This is a genomic window from Pontibacter saemangeumensis (assembly GCF_039541895.1).
Lineage (GTDB): Bacteria > Bacteroidota > Bacteroidia > Cytophagales > Hymenobacteraceae > Pontibacter > Pontibacter saemangeumensis.
The window spans coordinates 224,767-244,769 of the sequence record NZ_BAABHC010000005.1 but is presented as its reverse complement, the minus strand read 5'-3'; the positions used below and the strand labels follow the sequence as shown (position 1 = coordinate 244,769).

The following is a 20,003-nucleotide window of genomic DNA, read 5'->3' as shown; positions in this document are numbered from 1 at the left end:
TCAGATAACGCCTACAAAAGGGGAAAAAGAGTAGCTAAGACACTGAGAACAAACATAGGATGTAAAGTATGAAGGGGAATTTGGCTGCCTGATTTGGCCTTATCATCGGGCAAAGTCATGTACAGGTAGCTTACCTTTCAGGTTACTTGCCTGCTATCTTCTTTGCGACCTCTTCCTGCGGGCTGTACTCCACCGGCTTGCCCGTCAGCCGGGACCACACCCACTGGCCTACCTCTTCCCCCTGATTGGTCCCCTCCAAAGAGCCGTCCAGGAAGTGAATCCCGCCGTACACCCGGCTCATGGAAGCCTCCATGTAAGCATCCTTGATGGAGCTGAAGGAGCGTACGCCGTGGCCGAACTCATATTCTGTCGAGTCCGTGAAGGCCACGCTGTCGCCCAGCAGGTGCGTGAGCACCGTCCCGGCGGAGGCTGAGAGCGAACTGTGGCCACTCACGTACTCGGGGAAGGGCGGCGTCTCCAGGTACGGCTCCCACCCCTCGCCCCGGAGCCGGTTGATGACGGTGACGGGGCGCACCCGGTTGGTGCGGTACTTCTCCTCCCAGCAGGCGATGAAGGCGTCGTGCATGGCGATGGAGGAGAAGGTGTAGGCCTCCAGCGACTTCATCATGTCCAGCCTCTGGTCGCGGGCAACAGTGCCGACGATCGCCTGCCAGTGCCCCGGCGGGGTCATCTTCTTTTCCAGGTAGGAGAAGTGACCCTTGATGTTGGACACCGTGGCGTTGTCGTCCCAGAAGTAGGCGATCGCCTTCTGCTCGGCGGTGGCGTTCCTGCCGTAGTCATAGACCTGGTCCACCATCTTCCGGAACTCGCTGCCGGGCGTCAGGTCATAGGGGGCCGGCGGCGCAGGGGTGAACTGGGTGCAGGTGTCCAGGGTGAAGGAGCGGATGGCGCTCCACTTGGGCTCGCAGGCCTGCGCGTACGTCGGCGGGGTGGGCTCCCAGTCCCCCTCTGCGTGGGTGAGCGTGTGCCGGTAGCCGCGGGTGTACTTGTAGTTGTCCTGCTCGGCGTACGCCAGCACATGTTTGGCCACCAGCCCCCCGTAGGCCACCGAGCGCTCATACACATCCTGGGGTATGTCCATCGCCCCGTACTTGCGGTCAAGCTCCACCTCGTACGCGTCCCACATGTCAACGGAAAAGGTCAGGGCCTTGCTCACGGCGATAAAGGCCTTGACGCTTGCCAGCGGATAGCAGTACTCAGCGCCTTCCTCCGGGGCGGGAACCGGGGCGAACTCCCTGATCCGGCCGGCCAGGGTCGGCTGCGCCGGCGACTGGGCCCGCAGGGTCTCATAGGCGGCCAGGTTGGCGTAGGCGTAGATGCGGCTGGCCACCGGCGGCTTGAAGATGTCGCGGATGATGACGGTGGTGAGCTGCTTTGAGGTCTGGTGCAGCAGGTCTGGGTCAGCCGCCCTGCCGTTGTACTCCTCGGGTGATGTCCTGGTGCAGCTCGTGGCACTGAAGAGGCCAATGAAGAGGGCTAAAAGAGCAATGCCTTTGGCTTTGGAAAGTAAGAGCATAATAGAACGTGTATGGTGAACGATAACAAGCATCTGACACTGAGGCAAACTTTCTGTTGCCGTAAAAGATTCCCTCCGGCAGGACCCAATGCTGATTATATTACAATATAAACATTTTCAAGTTTCTTTCAACTGCATCGAGAACCCCTGGTGCTGCAACCGCGGAGCTGCGGATGATTTTAGCAGCAACTCCTGTTCTGCTGAATGGGCGGGCATGGCACAGTGCCGTAGCTGCAGAACACGCAGCAATCGCCCTGCTTCGGCTTCAAGACAGCCTCACACGGCTCACACTGGTAGAAATACTGGCAGGCGTCTGTCGGCATTTGCTCTTCCTTCTGGTGCCCACAGTTGGGGCAGGTAATCGTTGACTGGAGTACGGTAGCCATTATTTTTTCTTGATTTCAGTCACTTTGTAGCCTGTGGCGTTTACGGCTTTCTCTATCTGCTTTACGCCTGTCTTGGACTTGTCAAACTGCACCAGCGTATTGCCGTTGGCGTAGGAAGTCTCCACCTTCAGGATGCCCGCCAGCTCGCTCACTTCGCTGTTCACGTGCGCCTCGCAGCCGGCACAGGTCATTCCCTTGATCTTAATTTCCACCGTCTGGACGTTCGCCTGATTCGGGGCTACCTGCTGGTTTTGTGCCTGCGGGTAGAAGACGTGGGCGTAGGAAGGAAATGCCAGCATAACAGCGGCAAACACGGTGACAAGGGACAAAAAGGCTTTGCTTTGCATAAAGTTTGGTTTAAGGTTCGTTTCACAGTCGCAATCTGTCTTTCTGGCGGGCTTCAGCTTCCGGTACCATGCGAAGCCTAACACCAGCGTTGTTACACCTACCAGGTAAGGGCGCAGCGGCTCCAGCCATGAAAAGGAAGCGGCAATGCCGCTGGTGCCTGCCATGATGGCCAGCAGAGGGGTAATGCAGCAAAGTGAAGCTGCTATGGCGGATACTACACCTGCACCGAGCCAGGCCCTGGCGGCAGGCGTTTCCCCATTGTCCATGGAAGGCAGTGCTTGGTTTTTCATAGGGCGGTCTCTACAGTGGCGTTTTTAAGGAAGCCGAGGTGCGGCTGGAGCAGCTTCTCGGCTTCAGGGGTAAGCGCATAGAAAATGGTCTGGCCGGTCCTCTTTGTGGTGACAATGCCGCCGTCTTTCAGCTTGCGCAGGTGCTGGGAAACGGCCGGAACGGTCATGGCCAGAATGTCGCTGATGTCGCAGGGGCACAGCTCCCCTTCCTCCTTCAGAAGGAAAAGGATTTTCAGGCGGACTTCATTTCCCGCCAGGTTCAGGGCGTTGGCCAGGAAACGAATAGGGTCTTCTAAATTCTCTATTCTCATTTTGCATGCTTTTATCTGTCTTTCATCCGCATAGACTCTGATGCAGGAGGATGCTTTCTCGGGTTTCATATGTAAAGGGCGTTTCTGTCGGTATGGGTAGGTAACGGTGCAAAGATAGGCCTCGTTCATTATTTAAGCAAACTCTTAAATAATGAACCAACAGGATTCCCCTCACGCCATGTAGCTCACATCGGAGGCCATGGTAGGGTAGCTGAAGAGGAAGCTTTTCAGCTCCTTAGCCTTCATGCCCGCCTTCATTGCCAGGGCAAAGATGTTGATTGTCTCCTCCGCGTGCGGCCCCACCAGGTGCGCACCCAGCAGTCTGCCATTGCTTTTACTGACCAGCACCTTATAGGCGTAGGCAGGGGCGCGGTGCCTCCTTCCGTTAAACCACTCCCTTGCGTCATGCGCGTTCACTTTAAAGTCTACGCCCTGTTCCTTTGCCTGTCGTTCGGTAAGCCCCACAGAGGCCATGGACGGTATGGTGAAGACCACCGTGGGAATCTCCGGATAGTTCACCTTTTTGCTGTTGCCCTTGATAATGTTTGAAGCAAGGAAATGCCCCTCGTAAACAGCAACCGGCGTAAGCGGAAGCCCCTCTGTGTCTGCCACGTCACCCGCCGCATACACGCGGGGGTTGGAGGTACTTTGCAGGTACTCATTTACCTCTATTCCTTTTCTGCCGTGCTTCACACTGCCCTTCTCCAAGTTCAGCTGCCCCACCTCCGGCACACGCCCGATGGCGCTTACCACCAGCCCTGTTTCAAGCTTCTCTTCTCCGCCTTCCCCGCTTATACTGAGTTCATACCCGCCGTCTTTCTGCACGATACTCCGTACCTCCCTGTTTAATCTTATGTCAATGCCTGCCTCTTCCGACACGCGCACCAGATGCTCTACTATGTCCTGCTCAAAGTGCTTGAGGGGGCGGGCACCGTGCTCTATGATGGTGACACGTGCCCCGGCGCGTGCGGCAAGGTGGGCGAACTCAAAGGAGATGTAGCCGCCTCCCAAAAAGGTGATGTGCTTTGGCAGCTCCTTAAGGTTGAAGAAATCGTCGCTGGTGATGGCGTGCGCTGCCCCGGGCATGTCCAGCTCCCTAGGCCGTGCACCGGTGACCACCACTATCTTTTCAGCGGCAATGGTCTCCTGGCCAACCTGTAGGGTGGACTCGTCCAAAAAGGAGACAGGGGCATGGTAAGTGTCTATGCCCGCCTTCCCGAAGCCCTTCTCCATGTTCTCCGGCACAGGGTCTGTGAAAGTGTCCTTAAAGGCCATCAGCTCACCCCAGTCTATTTTTACCTCTCCCGAGAGGCCTTTGCCAAGGTGCAGCTGCACCTGCTCTTGCAGGCTGGCACCGTCAATGAGTACTTTCTTGGGGTCGCATCCCCGCAGGGCGCAGGTTCCTCCATAAGGACGGAAGTCGGAGATGGCGGTCTTCAGCCCAGCTTTCGCGCACTTTTTGGCCACAGCGGCACCGGCCATCCCGGCGCCTATCACAAACACATCGTATTTTAACATCGCACATCTTATTTAAGTATATGCTTAAATACAGCGGTTGCGGCGGTTTTGTTGTCGGCTTTGGCTGTGTGGGGTGCAGCGGGCGACTACAGGATTTGGGAAATCATGAGCTTATTGGCTCTAGAGCCAACAGCTTTTTCTGCTCATGTGGAAGTGGCGTTTTGAAAAATGTTTAGCTCTTACTACCATAGCATGGCAATTGTATACCCAGGAGCTTGTCTCCATAATCAAATACCCAGAAGGCATGGCAATGTTCAGCGCGCTTATCAGCAAACGATGAAGAGGGGGAAATAACAGGTGAGTGTTTGCTTAAGATGTGCAGCTGGTCTTAGTTTATCTTTTCCAAAGATTTGTATATTTGAAAGATGTCATGAATTTTCTCTTCATAGTAACTTCACTCTGTTTTTGTTGTATCTGTAATGAATGTTAGTAATCAGGCTTTAATACAATTAATTGAAAAGGAAAGGTCAGCCATCAGAAATGCTCAGCACTTCTACCAAAAACTGGAGGCACAGAATTCCATTCTGCAAATAAAAATCCATAGCAACGATACTGGTTTATTGGCAGACATATATGTTGACATTAAATACCTGATTTCATATTATATAAAAGCTAGTGAAGAAAGACAGTACGGTTACGATGAAGTGAATATGGCTAAAATTCTTACCTACGTAGATTTGCTTAGCTTAGAGCAAAAGGTCAAGTCTTTGAACTTTTTATTTAGGCTGCTGGCTTTGAACGGATTTGAAACAGAGAAAGATATCTGCAAAGATGCACTTGCTAAAGCGAACTGCGCCCTCTTCATTAGAGAACCTTCTCCAATGAATGTACTCAAACTTATCTACTTAAAAACCACAAGCAGCCTTCTATCGATCTTAGCTACTCTACTGATTAGTTTCACAGTCTACTTTAGCGTCCTTTTACCTAATAACTACGAGGTTTTTCAAGTGTTTGAAATAGCTTATATGCCGTTCTCTGAGAACTTTTATCTAAACCACTTTACGAATACATTATTAAGTGTCTTCCAGCTGGCAGATGATTTTAAAGTTAAGCCAACTAACCTATGGGGAACTTTCCTCCTTATCCTCGGGAAAACCGCTTTTCTAGTGATAGTAGTAAATATATTGATCAAGGAGATCTCATCTAAAATAAAGTTATAATGTACATTTTAGAAGAGTTAGATCTAAAAGTCAGGAAGATTATCTCCTTTGCTTTCAGAATTGTAGTGTTATTGTATGCTTTCATTGTTGTTAAGGCCAATGAAAACCTCTTTCCCTGGTATGTCTATCTGGGTGCTTCAGTCATCTACTTTATTATCTTTAGATATCTGTACTCAAAAGATAAATATTATGCGCACTTAAGGCTTCTAAATGACTACGCTTTCTTCGCACTGATATTGTATGGCAAAGAGTTAGATAACTTACTTAACCTTGGGCTACTGCTGTTACCAATAGTAAACTCCTTAAACCACAGCAGCTATCGAAGGCCCCCTATATTTTCATTGCCACTATATATTGTAGCGTTGTTGTGTATGCTTTTCCTGTCCAAGCAGGATTTTGACTATTCGGCTATCTTTGCTCTCCTCGCACTAGCGGTGATCAATATATTTTCTTACTTCAGGGCGAGTTTAATTCGGTTCCACTCTGTTATTCATGGAGCCATAGATAAGTTTTATGAGGAGAATTTAAATCTCGGGAAGACCTATTTGCTGCTGAATAACATTGTCAATGCTTTAACAAAGCATGAGCCTTATTTTAAGGCTTTTGTGCCATCTGAAATAACATGCTTTAAGGTAAAGAATGGAGGGTTAAGCATAGCCGCTAGCTCCCTTTTTATTACAACTTTTCAAATTCCTGATGAGGCGTCCTTGATCAGGAAATTGAGAAAAGAGCCCTTTATCAAGGTGCCTAAACTTTATATCAATGACGCTGAGGCTTTAAATTGTGTGCTAATCCTAGTGAAGGGCAATCAGGCACAGTATGTTTATTGTCTACAATTTCCTCCTAACAGTCTGTCTTTCCTACACTCTCTTCTCGTTAAGAACATAAATCCTCTTTTACACAAGGTAGTAAAGGTTTTGGAAGTTGAGTATGATTTGAAACTTCAAAGAAGGTTATCCCTGAATAAAATTAAAAGTAAACTTCACTATGTCGACAACACAGTCAAAGTAATTCATTACTTAAACAACAAACTAACTCCTATCACCACTTACTTTGACATGGTCTCGAAGTATGACACGATTAGAGATGCTACCATTCTGGAACAGTTGGCCCCATTAATTGAATCGGAAAAGAAGAAATCTGCAAGGGTTATAAAGGATGTCATAGGCAGGGCTCATATGATACTTGACAAGTCACTAAACCCTTACTTTGTTGAGGAGATTTATGATGAGTCTTTCAGGAGGATTTTTGAATTAGTAAGGGGCTCGTGGGACGATAATGATTTAGATGTGAAAAACATTGAAACGAGCTGGTCAAAGTCTACTTACGAAGCTAAGACTATATTAAATGTAGATAGTTTTCAGTTCGTTTTGGATGAGGTTATTGATAATATTAAAAAGCACTATCATAAATTTGCAAAAGTAGAGTTTCTTATTATAGAAGGAAATCCCGTTATACGTTTCATTAATGATATAAAGGCTCCGACGCTTAAGAGTAGTAACTTGAAAAAGTTAGCTAGGGATTTTAATGGAGCGGAAATAAATGAAATAATGAAGAGAAATAGTCATGGTACAACTTTCATTAAGCAGTATACTACTCAAATGAACATAAAAACGGCTATTCGGATAGAGGCAAATTTCGAAATAATTTTGATATTTTCAGTTACAAACTCATGAAAATAGCTGTATTTGAGAATGAGTATGATGCGGCTGTGAAGACTCCTTTTCAAGCTGTGAGTATCATTTATTTCAGTAACACGCTACAGATAGAAAATTTTCCCTCATCACAGTCTTTTGGTGACCTGAGCAGAATCATTTCGTATGATCGTGTTTTTATTGATATTGATCTGTCTAGAAATAGTGAAAAGGATGGTTTCGATGTCGCAAAAGAAATCCTTAAATTAGGCTATCCAGTTAGTCAGATTATTATCCTTACTGGTCATTTAGGCATTAACAGTAAAATTATTGAAAAGGACTTGCCAAACCTTAAAGTAGTCACAAAGCCGATTTTTCTAGACGATTTGAAAAAAGCTATAGAATAAAATGAGAGGCCTTGTAAACCCTCGATCGGAAAGCTATAAAAGAAACAACAGTCTTTATTTACTTCCCTTTAGAAGGGGAAGCGCTCTCACTGAATTTTTCAATGAAAAGACTACTAATTAAAAACCATAGATCGGCTTATGCATCAAGCCCTTCTGCTGCTGTTTCAGTTCACTCCCTTCTTTTGATTTTAGTACAGCAACAGCCCCTTAAACCTTTTGGCTGCGGCGCACCTAATTAAACATAATGCTCTTTTATCCCATACCACAGGGCTGGGAATTACAAACTAGTGACAATAGTGGGTCTAACAGATGCATCAGCCATCATGACTGTAGCCATGGATTAGCATCATTAGATTCATCAACTTCAATAGGAGTCGTCACTCTTCCAGGCACCTGTCAGGTGAGTTTCATCAGCAGCTTCTTGAGGCCAGCATATTCCGGCTGCTCCAGCACGCTCAGCCCTCCCCCGGTGGCCAGCTCCAAGGCCCGGTGGCACTGGCCCAGCCGGTGGAGCATCGGCTGTATCTGCTGGTTGTAGTAGTTAAAGAAATTGTAAATGTCCCGCACCGAGCAGGGCAGCTTATAGCCGGCGCTGGAGGAGACAATGAGCACGCCCTCGTCCCGGACCGGCCCCACCACGAGCGAGCGGAAGCGGTGCTCGGTAAAGGTCTCGTACTTATAGGAGTTGAGGTGCTGCAGCAACTCATAGGTGTGGATGAACCGGGTTTTGTAGTTATAGGTGAAGACCAGCAGCAGGTACTCCACAAACACCATCCGGCTCCGGATGACTGGGTCCTCACTGCCCGCGTGCCGCTGGAGGTAATCCCGTGCCCGCAGCTGTGCCGCCACTGTGATGGCCTCGTCCTGCGCGTCCGCTACCATGCCTTCGGTGTCGACGGTGTAGGGCACGTAGCCCTCGGGCCAGCGCTCCACCCCGACGCACCGGTCCGACAACTCCCGCTCCACATCCGCATCCGACAGCCCGGCGTGGAACGCGTTGAGGCTCCCGCCCAGGAAGCCCGCCAGCTGCTGCAAGGGCTCCTCCCCCGCGTCGGAGAAGGTGAAGGGGGCCGGGGAGAAGAGGTCCACCTGGTGGTTCTCAAGGATATAGCGGCGGAAGCTCTCCATGAACTTCGCCGTGCCCAGCGCGCTGGCCACCACGCTCAGGTCGCGAACAGTGCGGTAGAGGTTGTTGTAGATAAGGCCGGAGAGGAACTTGTAAAAGGTGCCCCTGTACCGGAGCGGCGACTTCTGGTGCAGCTTGCGCTTGTCGACCAGCAGGGCATGAAAGGAAAAATCCAATGCCTTCAACTCCTCCAGAAACTCCCTCCGCTGCGCCTGTCCGGCACCACCTTCCGCTAACTCAAACTTACCGTTTGAGAAGAGCCGTTGCCGGATTTGGAGAAAACCCTCCCCCACTTCCCTTTTGTTTTCTTCTTTCACCAGCACCACGGTGACGGAGAAGTGCGTGTCTTCGGGGCAGTCGAAGCCGAAGCCGTGCGCCCGCGCCTCGGAGACAAAACCTGTTTTTGCCATACCTCTTTTCTTTTTGATGAGTAACTGCCCGAAACTCTTCACCGGAAGTCGCTTTTAAGATACTAATAATATTGCCATCTCCTGTGCTCTACTAATCATAGTAGCTGTTTTGCCTTGGTTTACAAACATCCGCCAGATAATGCTCTGGCTCCTTCTTAGCAGTAACCTTGACAGATTCTATACAAAAGGGAGAGAAATGAGAAACTGCCCTGCCCGGCGGCCTGCGCCAGGCAGGGAGCTCCGAAGGTGACAAGCTCAAGGAGGCAGCCTTCTCTCCATGCGCTGCGGCCACCCTTTTCCCAGAGCAGCGGATGTTCCACGGGCTGGAGGCGGCTTATGAAAAAGACTACAACGGTACTGCCTGTTATTTTCGACACACCTCAGCTGACAATTTGGAAAAGTAAGCAAAACACCATCATAATAATCAGAAGTTTATAGTCTACAAACCCACCAAATTCTTCAAGTCATTGATAAAATGATTCGATATTTGTATCTTTCGGTGCACACATCACCAAACAAAAAGCGCTGGCTATATATAGCCAGCGCTTTTCGTTTGAAGAACCGATCATGTTATTTGTCTCCAGCAACATCCTCAGCGCCGGCTGTTGTGCTGGCGCTGCTGTTAGATAGCGCCGGTTGGTATATGAGCTTCTGGTCAAACAGGTCGTGCGCCCAACCAGCAGGTAACCTTGCAGCATATATACCCTGAATAATGCCACAACAGCCAGCAGCAGAAAGAAGGTATGGGGCACCCAGTTGGCGTGTGCTTTCTTTGAAACCGCATACAGCATCATGATGAAGCAGCCAGTAAATATATCGCAGCGGGTAACTTAACAACCTATACCAGCATTGTATTTCCGGCTATAAATTTCTGTCGCACGCCCGGTGTATATCCTGCCCCTTCGAGTAAAAGGGCTTTCCCTGCAGTTTTGTTTATGTCATGAGCTGTTTAAGTTACCTCTCTATTCATCCAAAATATTCCGCCTTTACTCTAAAAATGCCCTGATTAGCCGTATAAGCAAAAAGCAGTCACTCTTGCTGCGGACAAGATTTCTTAATGTAAAAGACCACAACATGAACATGTTTGCATTACCCGGCCACAAAATCAGGTTACGTTTTTCTATAGATAGGCTTGGCTCCGATCACGAGCAGGAAAGTGTGAAACGTTACCTTGTGCCCGGGGAGATATATACCGTTGAGGAAACAGAGGTTTTCCAATCGAGCAGCTATGTTTACCTTCAGGAGTTGAAAGAGACACAACCGGGAAGGTGTTTCAATACGGTATTCTTCGATGATGTGGAAGAGCAGCGTATGGAGGACACCAAAAAACACCCCTACTATATCCGTTACTTTGGCGGTGCTGCAAGCGAGGATGGGATGCAGGAAAGGTAGAAACCGCTATATACTTTCCGTGGATATTCCCTCACGCCAATTCGAGCATGATTTCAACAGACCCGGTTCTTTTACTTATTTAAACCTTACGAACCGCTGTTCAGGTCACTACCATATATACCTATATATATCCTATAGAAATATTTCGACGGAAAAAAGCGCTGCTGCCCAAAAGCCTATAGCCTGTCTGTATAAGACTGCTATAGGTAAAAACAAAACTCCTCAGGTTAGGCCAAAACACCCTTTATCACCTTCCCGGAAACATCCGTCAGCCGGTAGCGGCGGCCTTGGTGCTTGAAGACCAGTTGTTCATGGTCGATGCCCAGGAGATGCAGGATGGTCGCCTGGAAGTCATGCACGTGCACGGGGTCCCTTTCAATGTTATACCCGAAATCATCTGTTTTGCCGTACGAGATGCCCTTCTTGATGCCTGCCCCTGCCATATATAACGTGAAGCAGCGCGGGTGGTGATCGCGGCCATAGTTCTCGACCTCGAGCCTTCCCTGGGAATAGTTGGTGCGGCCGAACTCCCCTCCCCATATCACCAGCGTCTCATCCAGCAGGCCGCGCTGCTTCAGGTCCTTTATCAGCGCGGCAGAAGCCTGGTCCACCGATTTGGCCATCAGCCGGATATCGTTGGGCAGGTTGCCATGCTGGTCCCAGCCCTGGTGGTAAAGCTGCACAAAGCGCACGTCCTTCTCTACCAGGCGGCGGGCGAGCAGGCAGTTGGCCGCAAAGGTGCCCGGCATTTTAGCGTCTTCCCCATACATCTCATATATATAGTCCGGTTCCTTGCTCACGTCCAGCGTGGACGGAACCGACGACTGCATGCGGTAGGCCATTTCATACTGCGCGATGCGGGAATTGATCTCTTCGTCGAGCACATTCTCGTACTGCACCTGGTGCAACTGGGCCAGGTGGTCCAGCATGCGGCGGCGGCTCTGCTTGTCCATGCCCTTCGGGTTGTTCAGGTAGTAGACCGGGTTCTCCCCGGAGCGGAAGATCACCCCCTGGTGCTCGGAGGGCAAAAAGCCGTTTCCCCACAGCTTGGCATAGAGGGGCTGGTCTCCTTCGCGGGCCCGGGAAAGCAGCACGACAAAGCCCGGCAGGTTCTGGTTTTCGCTTCCCAGCCCATAGCTGAGCCAGGACCCCATGCTTGGCCTGCCCGCCTGCTGGCTGCCCGTCTGGAAGAAGGTAACCGCCGGGTCGTGGTTGATGGCATCGGTGTGCATGGACTTGATAAAGCAGAGCTCATCGGCAATCTTCGCGGTGTGCGGCAACAGCTCCGAGATCCATGCCCGGCTCTTGCCATGCTGCTCAAAATTAAAGTTTCCCATCGCCAGCGGAAACGACTTCTGGTTGGAGGTCATACCCGTTAATCGCTGCTCCCCCCGAATGGAAGCCGGCAGTTCTTTCCCGAACATCTCTTTCAGCTTGGGTTTGTAGTCGAAGAGCTCTAACTGGGAAGGCCCACCGCTCTGGAAGAGGTAGATGATGCGCTTCACTTTCGGGGCAAAGTGAGGAAGCACCGGCTTCGGATTCGTGTCGGCGAAAAGCTGCTGGGGCAGCAACGAAGACAAGGCGGCCAGCCCCACACCTGCCAGGCTCGCGCGCGTGAGAAAGTCGCGGCGGCTCATCTGAAATGCTATCTCCTGATCATGGTCATGCATGGCTTTTTCTCCTTTCAACGTTTCATCACAAATTCATCAAAACTCATCAGCATATTGGCTACCACGGCGCAGGTAGCCAGATCAATGCCAGGCAAGGTTTTATCCACCGGATGCTCCCCTTCCTGCAGCAGCTGTTTAGCACGGGCAGGCTGCTGCACCAGGTCAGCGTGCTCCAGGCGGTAGAGGTTTAACAGAATGTCCATCTCCTCTTTCCTGGGATGCCTGCTGGTGAGAGCACGGAAGGCATACAGGATGCGCTTCTCCGGCGTGCTCCCGCCTTCCCGCATCATGCGCTCACCCAGCACCCGGGCCGCCTCCACAAACTGCACGTCGTTCATCAGGACCAGTGCCTGCAGCGGCGTGCTGGTGTTTTGCCGGCGCACCGTGCAGGTGTAGCGATCGGGCACATCGAAATTGGTCATGGCCGGATGGGGTGAGCTGCGCTTCCAGATGGTATAGATACTCCGGCGGTAGAGGTCCTCCCCATGCCCCTGCTCATACGTAACGGCATTGCGCACTGCCAGCGCCTCCCAAACGCCGGCCGGCTGATACGGGTAAACGCTTTTGCCACCCACTTTCCGCTCCAGCAGCCCGCTGGCAGCCAAGGCATTGTCCCGAAGCATCTCCGACGTCATCCGGTAGGATGGCGCCCGTGAGAGCAGAAGGTTATCCGGGTCTCTGTCTAAGTTCTCTTGGGTAGGTATAGATGCCTGCCGGTAAGTGGAGGACATGACGATGGTTTTCAGCAGGCCCTTCACGTTCCAGTCTTTTTCCCGAAACGTAACGGCCAGCCAGTCCAGCAGCTCCGGGTGGGTTGGCAGATCACCCTGGTTGCCGAAATCATCGGATGTTTTGACGATTCCCTGCCCGAAGCACTGCTGCCAGAACCGGTTCACCACCACCCGGGCAAATAAAGGCTGCTCTTCGCTGAGGAGCCAGTTGGCCAAGCCCAGTCGGTTCTTAGGCTGGCCTTCACCAAGTGGCAGTATTTTTTCCGGGGTTGCAGCCTGAACGCGTTCTGTGGGCGCATCATATACCCCCCTGTCCAGCAGGAAGGTAGCGCGCGGCTTTTCCCGCTCCCTATATACCATCACTTCCTCCTGATCGGTCAGCAGGTCATTTTCCTCCCCCCTCACTTTCATCAGCTTCTGCTGCACTTCAGCGTACTCCGCATCAAAAGCCAGCAGGTAGTATTCCAGCAACTGGTCTTGCTGCGCGGCCGTTAGCCGGGCATAGGGCACGCGCAGCAGCTTTTCGATTGCCCCGGTAGCTCCCGCTAACCCGGCTATTTCCAGTTGGGAGAGCCGCCGCTTGTACACGCTCAGTTCATCGTAGGCTACATTCGACAGGGTGGTGTTGCCTGCTCTGCCTAGCTTAAAGTTCTGGATGCCCCAGTTCGTCTTGTTGATGGCAAACTTAAGGCTTTGCTTCAGGTTATCCGTGATCACGGTGAGCGGCGTCTCCCGTCCATTTATATATAGCTTTACCCCTTTTGCTTTGCTGCTGCCGTCATACGTCAGTGCCAGGTGATTCCATTGTTTGGGCGTGAGCTTCTGCTTTGTCCGCACTTGGATCGCGTTGTCCGGGAACACGTGCGAGAACCGGATCGTGATGGTCTGGTCTTTGTTCAGGTCCACCACATACCCGCGCCAGCCATCCAGTTCCCCGTTGGTTCTGCTGAACAAAGGCCCTTCCTCCCCTGCCTGCAGCACCTGCACCCAGGTGCTGACGGTGATGGGTTCGTTCCGGTCGGTGGTGAAATGCTCGTTAAAATCAACAGACATATCCCCGTCCAGCCGAACGGCCTTCCCGAACTTGCCCGCCATAGGCACAGGGCCATTGCCCCCTTCGCCGCCCGAGAGGCGGGCCGACAGGGGGGATTTCACCAGGTTGTCCGGCTCTTTCCCGTCAAAGGTAAAGTGCCCGATCTGCCCCCGCGTGGCGTGGGTGTAGGGCTGCGGTTGTTCGGCGGCCACGCGCAGCCACTTCTCAAAGCGCTCCCGGTAGGGCGCTGTCTGCTGCACCTGCTCTTCCAGCGGTTTGGCCTCTGCCCGCATGAACTTCAGCAGCTTTTCGGCCTCGGGGGTGGTGAGGATGAGGGAGGGGCTGGCCTCGCCGGTATAGGGGATCTGCCCGCTCTCGTTGTTGTTGTTAAAAAAGGCGAACAGCTCGAAATAGTTTTTCTGGGAGATGGGATCGTATTTATGGTCGTGGCAGCGGGCGCACTCGGTGCTGATCGCCAGGAAAGCTTTTCCGAAGGTGTTCACCCGGTCTGCCACATACTCCACGCGGTACTCCTCGTCCACGATGCCACCCTCCTGGCTCTGCGGATGGTTGCGGAGAAACGAGGTGGCCAGAATCTGCTCCTTGCCAGCCTGGGGCAGCAAGTCGCCGGCCAGCTGCCAGGTGATGAACTGATCATAGGGCAGGTTGCGGTTGAAGGCGGATATGACCCAGTCGCGCCAGGGGTAGGAATTGCGCAAGCCGTCGTCCTGGTACCCGTGGGTATCGGCATAGCGTGCCAGGTCAAGCCAGTCCACCGCCATCCGTTCGCCGTAATGCGGGGAACGGAGCAGGCGGTCCACTACTTTCTCATAGGCATCCGGTGACTTGTCCGCCAAAAACGCATCGACCTCCTGTATGGTGGGCGCAAGACCGGTCAGATCGAGCGACACGCGCCGGATAAGGGCCTCTTTGCCGGCCTCCGGATTAGGCTTCAGGCCTTTTTCCTCCAGCTTTGCCAGCACGAAATGGTCCACCGGGTTCTTCACCCAGGACTTCGCTTTCACCTCCGGCTCCTCCGGCTTTTCCGGGGCCACCAAAGACCAGTGGGGCTTGTATTCCGCCCCGTCCTTAATCCACTGTATCAGAATCGCCTTCTCCTCCGCGGTAAGGCTCAAGTGCGATTCAGGGGTGGGCATCATATACTCGGGATCTTCGCTGATGATCCGGTGAAACACCTCGCTCTTTCTCAGGTTGCCGGGCACGAGGGCCATCCGGCCACTCTCCGCCGGTTTCTCATAGGCCACCGGCAAATCCAGGCGCAGCTCAGCTTTCTGCTTGTTTTTATCCGGGCCATGGCAGGCGTAACACCGGTCTGAGAGGATGGGCTTTACATGCTGGTTATAGTCTATGCTGGCAGGAAGTGCCGCCATGGCCTGCTCCACATCCGCGGGCAGCTCAGGATCAGCGCAACTGCTCCAGACGACGGCACCAAACAGGATGATGCAGGTGCTCAGGCTAATGTGTCGCCATACGTTAGAGGATATCCGTGTCGCTTCCATAGTTTATCTCTATATGATCGCCGATCGCCTGCTTCACCAGGGCTACTCCCTGCGGCGTAACATGCGTCTGCCATAAGTACAGTGCCTTCAGGTTCGGGATGCCCTCCAGGTTCTTCAGCCCCTTGTCTGAAATGCTGGTGTGGTACAGGTTCAGGTAGAGCAGGCTTTCCGAGTGCTTCAGGTAGGCGAGCCCTTTGTCGCTGATGGCGGTGTTGTCCAGGCTCAGGCGCGTCAGGTTTTTCAGCTTCCCTACCTGTTGCAGCCCTTTGTCCGTTATTTTGGTGTCAGACAGGTCCAGCCAGACAACCTGCTCCCCCAGTTTCAGGAGGGCGTCCATGTGCTCATCCGAAAAGCCGGGGTTGTTGACCAGGTTTACCGCCAGAAACGTTTGTTCCGGCGTGAGCGGAGTCACCACCGCCCCCAATTTCCGCAGGGCCGCCACATCCGCGGGCTTCGCTTTCGCGACCGCTACAGCCGGCATATCCATGGTTGTGCCGGATCCCGCTTCCTCCCCGCTGCCGGTATCCCCGCCCCCATATTGCGCGAGAATGGGTTTGATGTCCTTGTCCTGCGGCACGTTGGCCACTGTGGTTTTAAAGTCTGCCTGCCCCTGCGCAATCCACCACCTGATCAGTTCTATCTCGTCCTGCGTCAGCTGTGTCTTTCCTTTGGGAGGCATGCGGTCGTCATCCTCCTCCGGCAGCAGCAAGCGCTTGTAGAGCTCGCTGTTGGCGGCGTTACCCGCCACGATCACCTCCCCGTGCTTCCCGCCTTTCAGGATGAGTTCCGGAGAGTCGAGACGCAGCTTCCCTTTTTGCTTGGAGCTGCTGTGGCAATTGTAGCATTTCTCCTCCAGCACCGGCTCCACCAGGTCATGAAACACAACGGCCTGCTCTATATCGGTGATAGGCTCCCGCACGACTTTTACCGGCTCCTTTCCTAACAGCGCCATCACAGGCTGCGTCAGAAAATCCTCGCCGTGCGTCAGGTTTCCGCCGTAGTGGCCGGTGCCCATCAGCAGCACCCCGGACAAAACAGCCACTGGCAACTGAAGCCGTCCATATGCCCTGTACTTCTTCAGGAAGAAAACAAGCCCGGCGGTGACGGCTAAGGCAATGCCCATATACTGATGCACCTCTAGGGCCGCTTCATCATAGCCACCGCTTTGTTTCAACAGGTAACCGGCTATGCAGGCCACCACCGCACTTACAAAGCCTGCCGCCCAAAGCAACGGCAATATGGGAGCCAGAAAAGCATACTTCTTTTTCCGGACAGGAAGCTCTAACCCCACTGCCAGAAACAGGATACCGATCGGAAGATGGACAACCAAAGGGTGAAACCGGCCAAACAATTGAATGAGATGTTCCAAGGGTATAAGGATAGATTTTATTTACGAAGCCAGGCAAACGCTACATTGCTGCTTACACACGCTCCAGCTTTATCGGGTACGTCTTCGCCGACGCCCACTGCGGGATATAGAGGTTCTCATCAGCATCCACACACACGTCGTGCGGGTGCATGAAGCCCCGGAACGTGCGGTCTTTCCGCTGCTCCTGCAGGGCCCCTTTGGCATATATAGGCTCCGTCCCGCCCGGCGTGGAAACCACCTGGTCCTTCTCATCCAGGATCGTGATGTAGCCGGAGTTCGGGTAGTCCTGGGAAGTGCTTCTGTAGACAGCGGCGTATATATGGCTGCCCTTCAGCACAGGCCGGCATATGAATGACCCCGGCACCGGGATCGTGGCCAAATATTTCCCGTCCAGCGTAAAGCGCTTCAGGCGCATATGCGACCTGTCTGTGATGAGCAGCGTGGGGTTCTTCCGGTCCCGGGTATCCACCAGCACACCGTGGCAGCAGTCAAACGTCTCGTCCGTATCGCCTTTTCCGCCGAAGTGCCGGATGTACTCGCCCTTGTGGTTGTACTGGGTGATGAAGTTCAGGCCATAGCCATCGGCTATATAAATGTCCCCGTTGGCCGGGTTCACTGCGGTTTCGGTCGGCACAAACTGATCAGGGTAGGTATATTGCCCGGTCTCTTTGGGGTAGTCGATCTTCAGGATTTCCCTTCCTTTCAGATCTGTTTTGACTACCTGGTTACGCTCCGTGTCTGTGATGAACAGAAACTGCTCGCCCCCTTCGGTGCTCAGCGTCAGGCCGTGGCCGCCGGGGTAACTGTTGCCCCAGGTCTCCAGCAGCTTACCAGATTTATCGTAGACCAGTACATTGTTGCGGGTTTCATTGGTCAGGAGGAGCAGGCGCCCTTTAGCGTCTTCCACCATTTCGTGGCAGTCGTTCACCGGGTTTTTACCGGCATCCAGCACCCCCCACCCTTCCACGACTTTATACCGGTGGGAGTTATGCCCCAATGTAATGTCAGCTGATGCGGCGGCACCGGGCTTTGCCCACGCCGTCGGCAGCACAGCGCTGCAAACCAGTGCGGCGCTGGCTTTTTTCAGGAAATCGCGCCTGGTGTTCTCTTCTGTCATACCTGCTTTATTTTAATTAAAGGTTACTTGACGCGCTGGCATGTCAAGTCGAAGGAAAGGCTACCAAAAGAAACGGCGCTTTACACGAAGTATGAAGCAAAGTGCAGGGTTGCCCTTCTTACAATTATGAATATATTCTTAATTGCTTAACCACACAAGTTTTTTCCACAGTAATTGATCTACAATCCTTTGGCTCAGGTTGGGCCAGTGTTCTGCAGACGTACGCCGGATGGCTGAAACCTTTGTGCCTTCGGCTGTAGTCAGCTATCCTTTTCACGCCTGATGGCGCGGCGCTTTGCAATATAAAATTGAAAATAGTACCTTATATCAAATTCGCCTGCTATATATACCTGCCACAAATCAACAGACTTCTGATTATGAGAAAACACTTCATTTTATTCGCTCTCTTTTTACTGATCGGCTCGCTTCCGGAGGCAAATGCCCAGACCAGTTCCAAGGCTGGATCGCCCGCTACGATGCAATTTATAGAAGGCCACTGGAGAGCCACACAACCCGATGGCCTCACCGTGGAAGGGACCTGGCTCGCCCCGGAGGGGGATAACATGGTAGGCATGATGCGCATGATGAAAGACGGCAAAGTGACCATGTATGAGATATTGGCCTACGAAAACACAGACGAGGGGCTGGTATCGCTGGTGAAGCACTTTAAGCCGGGCCTGATCGGGCTGGAGGAGAAAGACAAGTATGACCGTTACAATTTCCTGGAAGCCGGCAAGGACCGGGTGCTTTACCAAAAAGAAGGCGACGAGCTCCGGATCGTATATGAGAAACGCGGCGCTGACCAGTTTGCGATACAGCGTGGTAACCAGGAAAACGGGAAGTGGGTTTTCAAGGACTTATTCGTATTCAACAGGGTGAAGTAATGGAAGCTGCAGGCCTCCCCGGCGAGGACAGGCTTTTCGCTGCAGTTGTTTAGGGGAGTGGCCTCCTCCCCGTCATTCTGAAAACACACAGCTATATAGCGATTGCATGCCCCCTGTCAAGCAACGTAGCTTCATCGGAGTGACGAATACGGCCCCTGCCCTGCGCCCTTCCGCCGTGTACCGCTCATGCTTCTGCAACTGGCTGCACGTCCATGCTTCTGTATATCTTTTTTATTGATGTGATGGCTCTTTAGCCTACCTTCGGAAACCGGGCAGAAAGGGAAAAGCAGGGCCAGCCGCGGCCTCCCTGTTAAGACGGATATATACAAACATCAGAAAAGATGGAACGCAAACTACAAATCACGGGCAGGGGCAAACTGTCGGTGGCCCCCGACATCATCCTCCTCTCCTTCAACGCTTCGGCGCAGGCATGGGAGTACGAAAAAACCATCAGCGCCCTGAACAGGAAGGTCGAAGAACTCCGAACCATCATCGAGGCGGTGGGCGTGGAGCGGAAAAACCTGAAGACGAAGGATTTCGACATCCGGAAAGAGACCATCAGGAACAATAAGACGGACACCTATGACTTCAACGGCTTCAAGGCGTCCCACAGCCTGGAGTTGGAGCTTCCCCTGGACAAGGCCATCATCAACAGGCTGCTGGGCCAGATCGCCCAAAAGCTCGACAACCTGGACTTCAGCATCGCCTTCGGGGTGAAGGACGCCTCCCTGCAGCAGCAGCAACTCATCCTGCAGGCCATCAGCAAAGCCAAAGAGCATGCCGCGCTCATCGCCGGGGCCACCGACGTGGCGCTGAAAGAGATCCTCGACATCGACTACTCCTACCGCGAGCTGACCATCCGCTCCCAGCGCCACGACTACCCGGTCTACGAAGCCGACATGGTGCGCACCTACGATGCCGCCCCGGACTTTGAGCCCGATGACATTGACGTGACGGAGACGGTGACAATTACCTGGCGGATAGAATAGCCTTTTATATAGCGCTGGCTTGGCTGAATGACTGACCGTTTTCTGCTCCGGAAGTGTCCGCACTTTGAGGCACAACAGCGCCAATATCTACTGCTCCCGCATCTGCCCTTTCTCTTAAAAATTCCTCTTCCGGAGCGGTAGCTATCTCTACGTTTCAAGCGTAAAAGCTTA

General features: G+C 52.6%; 17 protein-coding genes. 6 read left to right on the top strand and 11 right to left on the bottom strand.

The features are described from left to right. Positions 1 to 142: 142 nt before the first annotated feature. The 5 genes from ABD920_RS07285 to ABD920_RS07265 form a co-directional block, all read right to left on the bottom strand. Positions 143 to 1,537, bottom strand: a complete 1,395-nt coding sequence (locus tag ABD920_RS07285; protein WP_345157911.1) for a vanadium-dependent haloperoxidase — start codon at positions 1,535 to 1,537, stop codon at positions 143 to 145. A 179-nt stretch (positions 1,538 to 1,716) separates the two neighbouring features. Next, positions 1,717 to 1,923 (bottom strand): GDCCVxC domain-containing (seleno)protein, encoded by a 207-nt coding sequence (locus ABD920_RS07280; RefSeq protein ID WP_345157909.1) that lies wholly within the window; start codon positions 1,921 to 1,923, stop codon positions 1,717 to 1,719. Next, entirely contained in the window at positions 1,923 to 2,561 is a 639-nt protein-coding gene (merTP, locus tag ABD920_RS07275) for a mercuric transport protein MerTP (protein ID WP_345157908.1), read from the bottom strand. The genes ABD920_RS07280 and merTP overlap by 1 nt, the downstream gene beginning before the upstream one ends. Beyond that, positions 2,558 to 2,872: an ArsR/SmtB family transcription factor gene (locus ABD920_RS07270; protein ID WP_345157906.1), complete on the bottom strand. Its 315-nt coding sequence runs from the start codon at positions 2,870 to 2,872 to the stop codon at positions 2,558 to 2,560. Before ABD920_RS07270 ends, merTP begins: the two co-directional genes overlap by 4 nt. Positions 2,873 to 3,043: 171 nt before the next feature. After that, positions 3,044 to 4,390, bottom strand: a complete 1,347-nt coding sequence (locus ABD920_RS07265) for a dihydrolipoyl dehydrogenase family protein (RefSeq protein ID WP_345157905.1) — start codon at positions 4,388 to 4,390, stop codon at positions 3,044 to 3,046. Positions 4,391 to 4,809: 419 nt separating this feature from the next. Between ABD920_RS07265 and ABD920_RS07260 the strand changes: the two genes are divergently transcribed. The 3 genes from ABD920_RS07260 to ABD920_RS07250 are packed head-to-tail and all read left to right on the top strand — an operon-like array spanning position 4,810 to position 7,591. Further along, positions 4,810 to 5,550, top strand: coding sequence for a hypothetical protein (locus ABD920_RS07260; protein ID WP_345157904.1), 741 nt, complete (start codon positions 4,810 to 4,812; stop codon positions 5,548 to 5,550). Continuing rightward, positions 5,550 to 7,226 carry a hypothetical protein gene (locus ABD920_RS07255; protein WP_345157902.1) on the top strand — a complete coding sequence of 559 codons (1,677 nt, stop codon included), beginning with the start codon at positions 5,550 to 5,552 and terminating at the stop codon, positions 7,224 to 7,226. The genes ABD920_RS07260 and ABD920_RS07255 overlap by 1 nt, the downstream gene beginning before the upstream one ends. Then, the gene (locus ABD920_RS07250) at positions 7,223 to 7,591 is read left to right on the top strand and encodes a response regulator (RefSeq protein ID WP_345157901.1); all 369 of its coding nucleotides are present in this window, start codon (positions 7,223 to 7,225) and stop codon (positions 7,589 to 7,591) included. The genes ABD920_RS07255 and ABD920_RS07250 overlap by 4 nt, the downstream gene beginning before the upstream one ends. A gap of 396 nt (positions 7,592 to 7,987) precedes the next feature. On the opposite strand, the gene ABD920_RS07245 is transcribed toward ABD920_RS07250, so the two are convergent. Both ABD920_RS07245 and ABD920_RS07240 read right to left on the bottom strand, forming a co-directional pair. Next, positions 7,988 to 9,127, bottom strand: coding sequence for a hypothetical protein (locus ABD920_RS07245; protein WP_345157900.1), 1,140 nt, complete (start codon positions 9,125 to 9,127; stop codon positions 7,988 to 7,990). 464 nt (positions 9,128 to 9,591) lie between these two features. Further along, positions 9,592 to 9,921: a hypothetical protein gene (locus ABD920_RS07240; protein ID WP_345157898.1), complete on the bottom strand. Its 330-nt coding sequence runs from the start codon at positions 9,919 to 9,921 to the stop codon at positions 9,592 to 9,594. A gap of 364 nt (positions 9,922 to 10,285) precedes the next feature. On the opposite strand from ABD920_RS07240, the gene ABD920_RS07235 reads away from it, so the two are divergent. Beyond that, positions 10,286 to 10,519, top strand: coding sequence for a hypothetical protein (locus tag ABD920_RS07235; protein ID WP_345157896.1), 234 nt, complete (start codon positions 10,286 to 10,288; stop codon positions 10,517 to 10,519). A 227-nt stretch (positions 10,520 to 10,746) separates the two neighbouring features. Here the strand turns inward: ABD920_RS07235 and ABD920_RS07230 are convergent, their stop codons facing one another. The 4 genes from ABD920_RS07230 to ABD920_RS07215 are packed head-to-tail and all read right to left on the bottom strand — an operon-like array spanning position 10,747 to position 17,959. Further along, entirely contained in the window at positions 10,747 to 12,189 is a 1,443-nt protein-coding gene (locus ABD920_RS07230) for a DUF1501 domain-containing protein (protein ID WP_345157895.1), read from the bottom strand. Between the two features lie 14 nt (positions 12,190 to 12,203). After that, entirely contained in the window at positions 12,204 to 15,473 is a 3,270-nt protein-coding gene (locus ABD920_RS07225) for a DUF1553 domain-containing protein (protein WP_345157894.1), read from the bottom strand. Then, positions 15,448 to 16,842: a c-type cytochrome domain-containing protein gene (locus ABD920_RS07220; protein WP_345157892.1), complete on the bottom strand. Its 1,395-nt coding sequence runs from the start codon at positions 16,840 to 16,842 to the stop codon at positions 15,448 to 15,450. The genes ABD920_RS07225 and ABD920_RS07220 overlap by 26 nt, the downstream gene beginning before the upstream one ends. Positions 16,843 to 16,894: 52 nt before the next feature. Then, a complete protein-coding gene (locus ABD920_RS07215; RefSeq protein WP_345157890.1) occupies positions 16,895 to 17,959 on the bottom strand; it encodes a twin-arginine translocation signal domain-containing protein in 1,065 nt (354 codons plus the stop codon). A gap of 377 nt (positions 17,960 to 18,336) precedes the next feature. On the opposite strand from ABD920_RS07215, the gene ABD920_RS07210 reads away from it, so the two are divergent. Both ABD920_RS07210 and ABD920_RS07205 read left to right on the top strand, forming a co-directional pair. Continuing rightward, a complete protein-coding gene (locus tag ABD920_RS07210) occupies positions 18,337 to 18,843 on the top strand; it encodes a DUF6265 family protein (protein ID WP_345157889.1) in 507 nt (168 codons plus the stop codon). 341 nt (positions 18,844 to 19,184) lie between these two features. Beyond that, positions 19,185 to 19,832 carry an SIMPL domain-containing protein gene (locus ABD920_RS07205; protein WP_345157888.1) on the top strand — a complete coding sequence of 216 codons (648 nt, stop codon included), beginning with the start codon at positions 19,185 to 19,187 and terminating at the stop codon, positions 19,830 to 19,832. The last annotated feature ends 171 nt before the right edge of the window (positions 19,833 to 20,003 follow it).

Bases quoted from the DNA above. Each gene is read 5' to 3' on its own strand.
- ABD920_RS07285 (WP_345157911.1), bottom strand. From the start codon at position 1,537: ATGCTCTTACTTTCCAAAGCCAAAGGCATTGCTCTTTTAGCCCTCTTC.
- ABD920_RS07280 (WP_345157909.1), bottom strand. From the start codon at position 1,923: ATGGCTACCGTACTCCAGTCAACGATTACCTGCCCCAACTGTGGGCAC.
- merTP (WP_345157908.1), bottom strand. From the start codon at position 2,561: ATGAAAAACCAAGCACTGCCTTCCATGGACAATGGGGAAACGCCTGCC.
- ABD920_RS07270 (WP_345157906.1), bottom strand. From the start codon at position 2,872: ATGAGAATAGAGAATTTAGAAGACCCTATTCGTTTCCTGGCCAACGCC.
- ABD920_RS07265 (WP_345157905.1), bottom strand. From the start codon at position 4,390: ATGTTAAAATACGATGTGTTTGTGATAGGCGCCGGGATGGCCGGTGCC.
- ABD920_RS07260 (WP_345157904.1), top strand. From the start codon at position 4,810: ATGAATGTTAGTAATCAGGCTTTAATACAATTAATTGAAAAGGAAAGG.
- ABD920_RS07255 (WP_345157902.1), top strand. From the start codon at position 5,550: ATGTACATTTTAGAAGAGTTAGATCTAAAAGTCAGGAAGATTATCTCC.
- ABD920_RS07250 (WP_345157901.1), top strand. From the start codon at position 7,223: ATGAAAATAGCTGTATTTGAGAATGAGTATGATGCGGCTGTGAAGACT.
- ABD920_RS07245 (WP_345157900.1), bottom strand. From the start codon at position 9,127: ATGGCAAAAACAGGTTTTGTCTCCGAGGCGCGGGCGCACGGCTTCGGC.
- ABD920_RS07240 (WP_345157898.1), bottom strand. From the start codon at position 9,921: ATGATGCTGTATGCGGTTTCAAAGAAAGCACACGCCAACTGGGTGCCC.
- ABD920_RS07230 (WP_345157895.1), bottom strand. From the start codon at position 12,189: ATGCATGACCATGATCAGGAGATAGCATTTCAGATGAGCCGCCGCGAC.
- ABD920_RS07225 (WP_345157894.1), bottom strand. From the start codon at position 15,473: ATGGAAGCGACACGGATATCCTCTAACGTATGGCGACACATTAGCCTG.
- ABD920_RS07215 (WP_345157890.1), bottom strand. From the start codon at position 17,959: ATGACAGAAGAGAACACCAGGCGCGATTTCCTGAAAAAAGCCAGCGCC.
- ABD920_RS07210 (WP_345157889.1), top strand. From the start codon at position 18,337: ATGAGAAAACACTTCATTTTATTCGCTCTCTTTTTACTGATCGGCTCG.
- ABD920_RS07205 (WP_345157888.1), top strand. From the start codon at position 19,185: ATGGAACGCAAACTACAAATCACGGGCAGGGGCAAACTGTCGGTGGCC.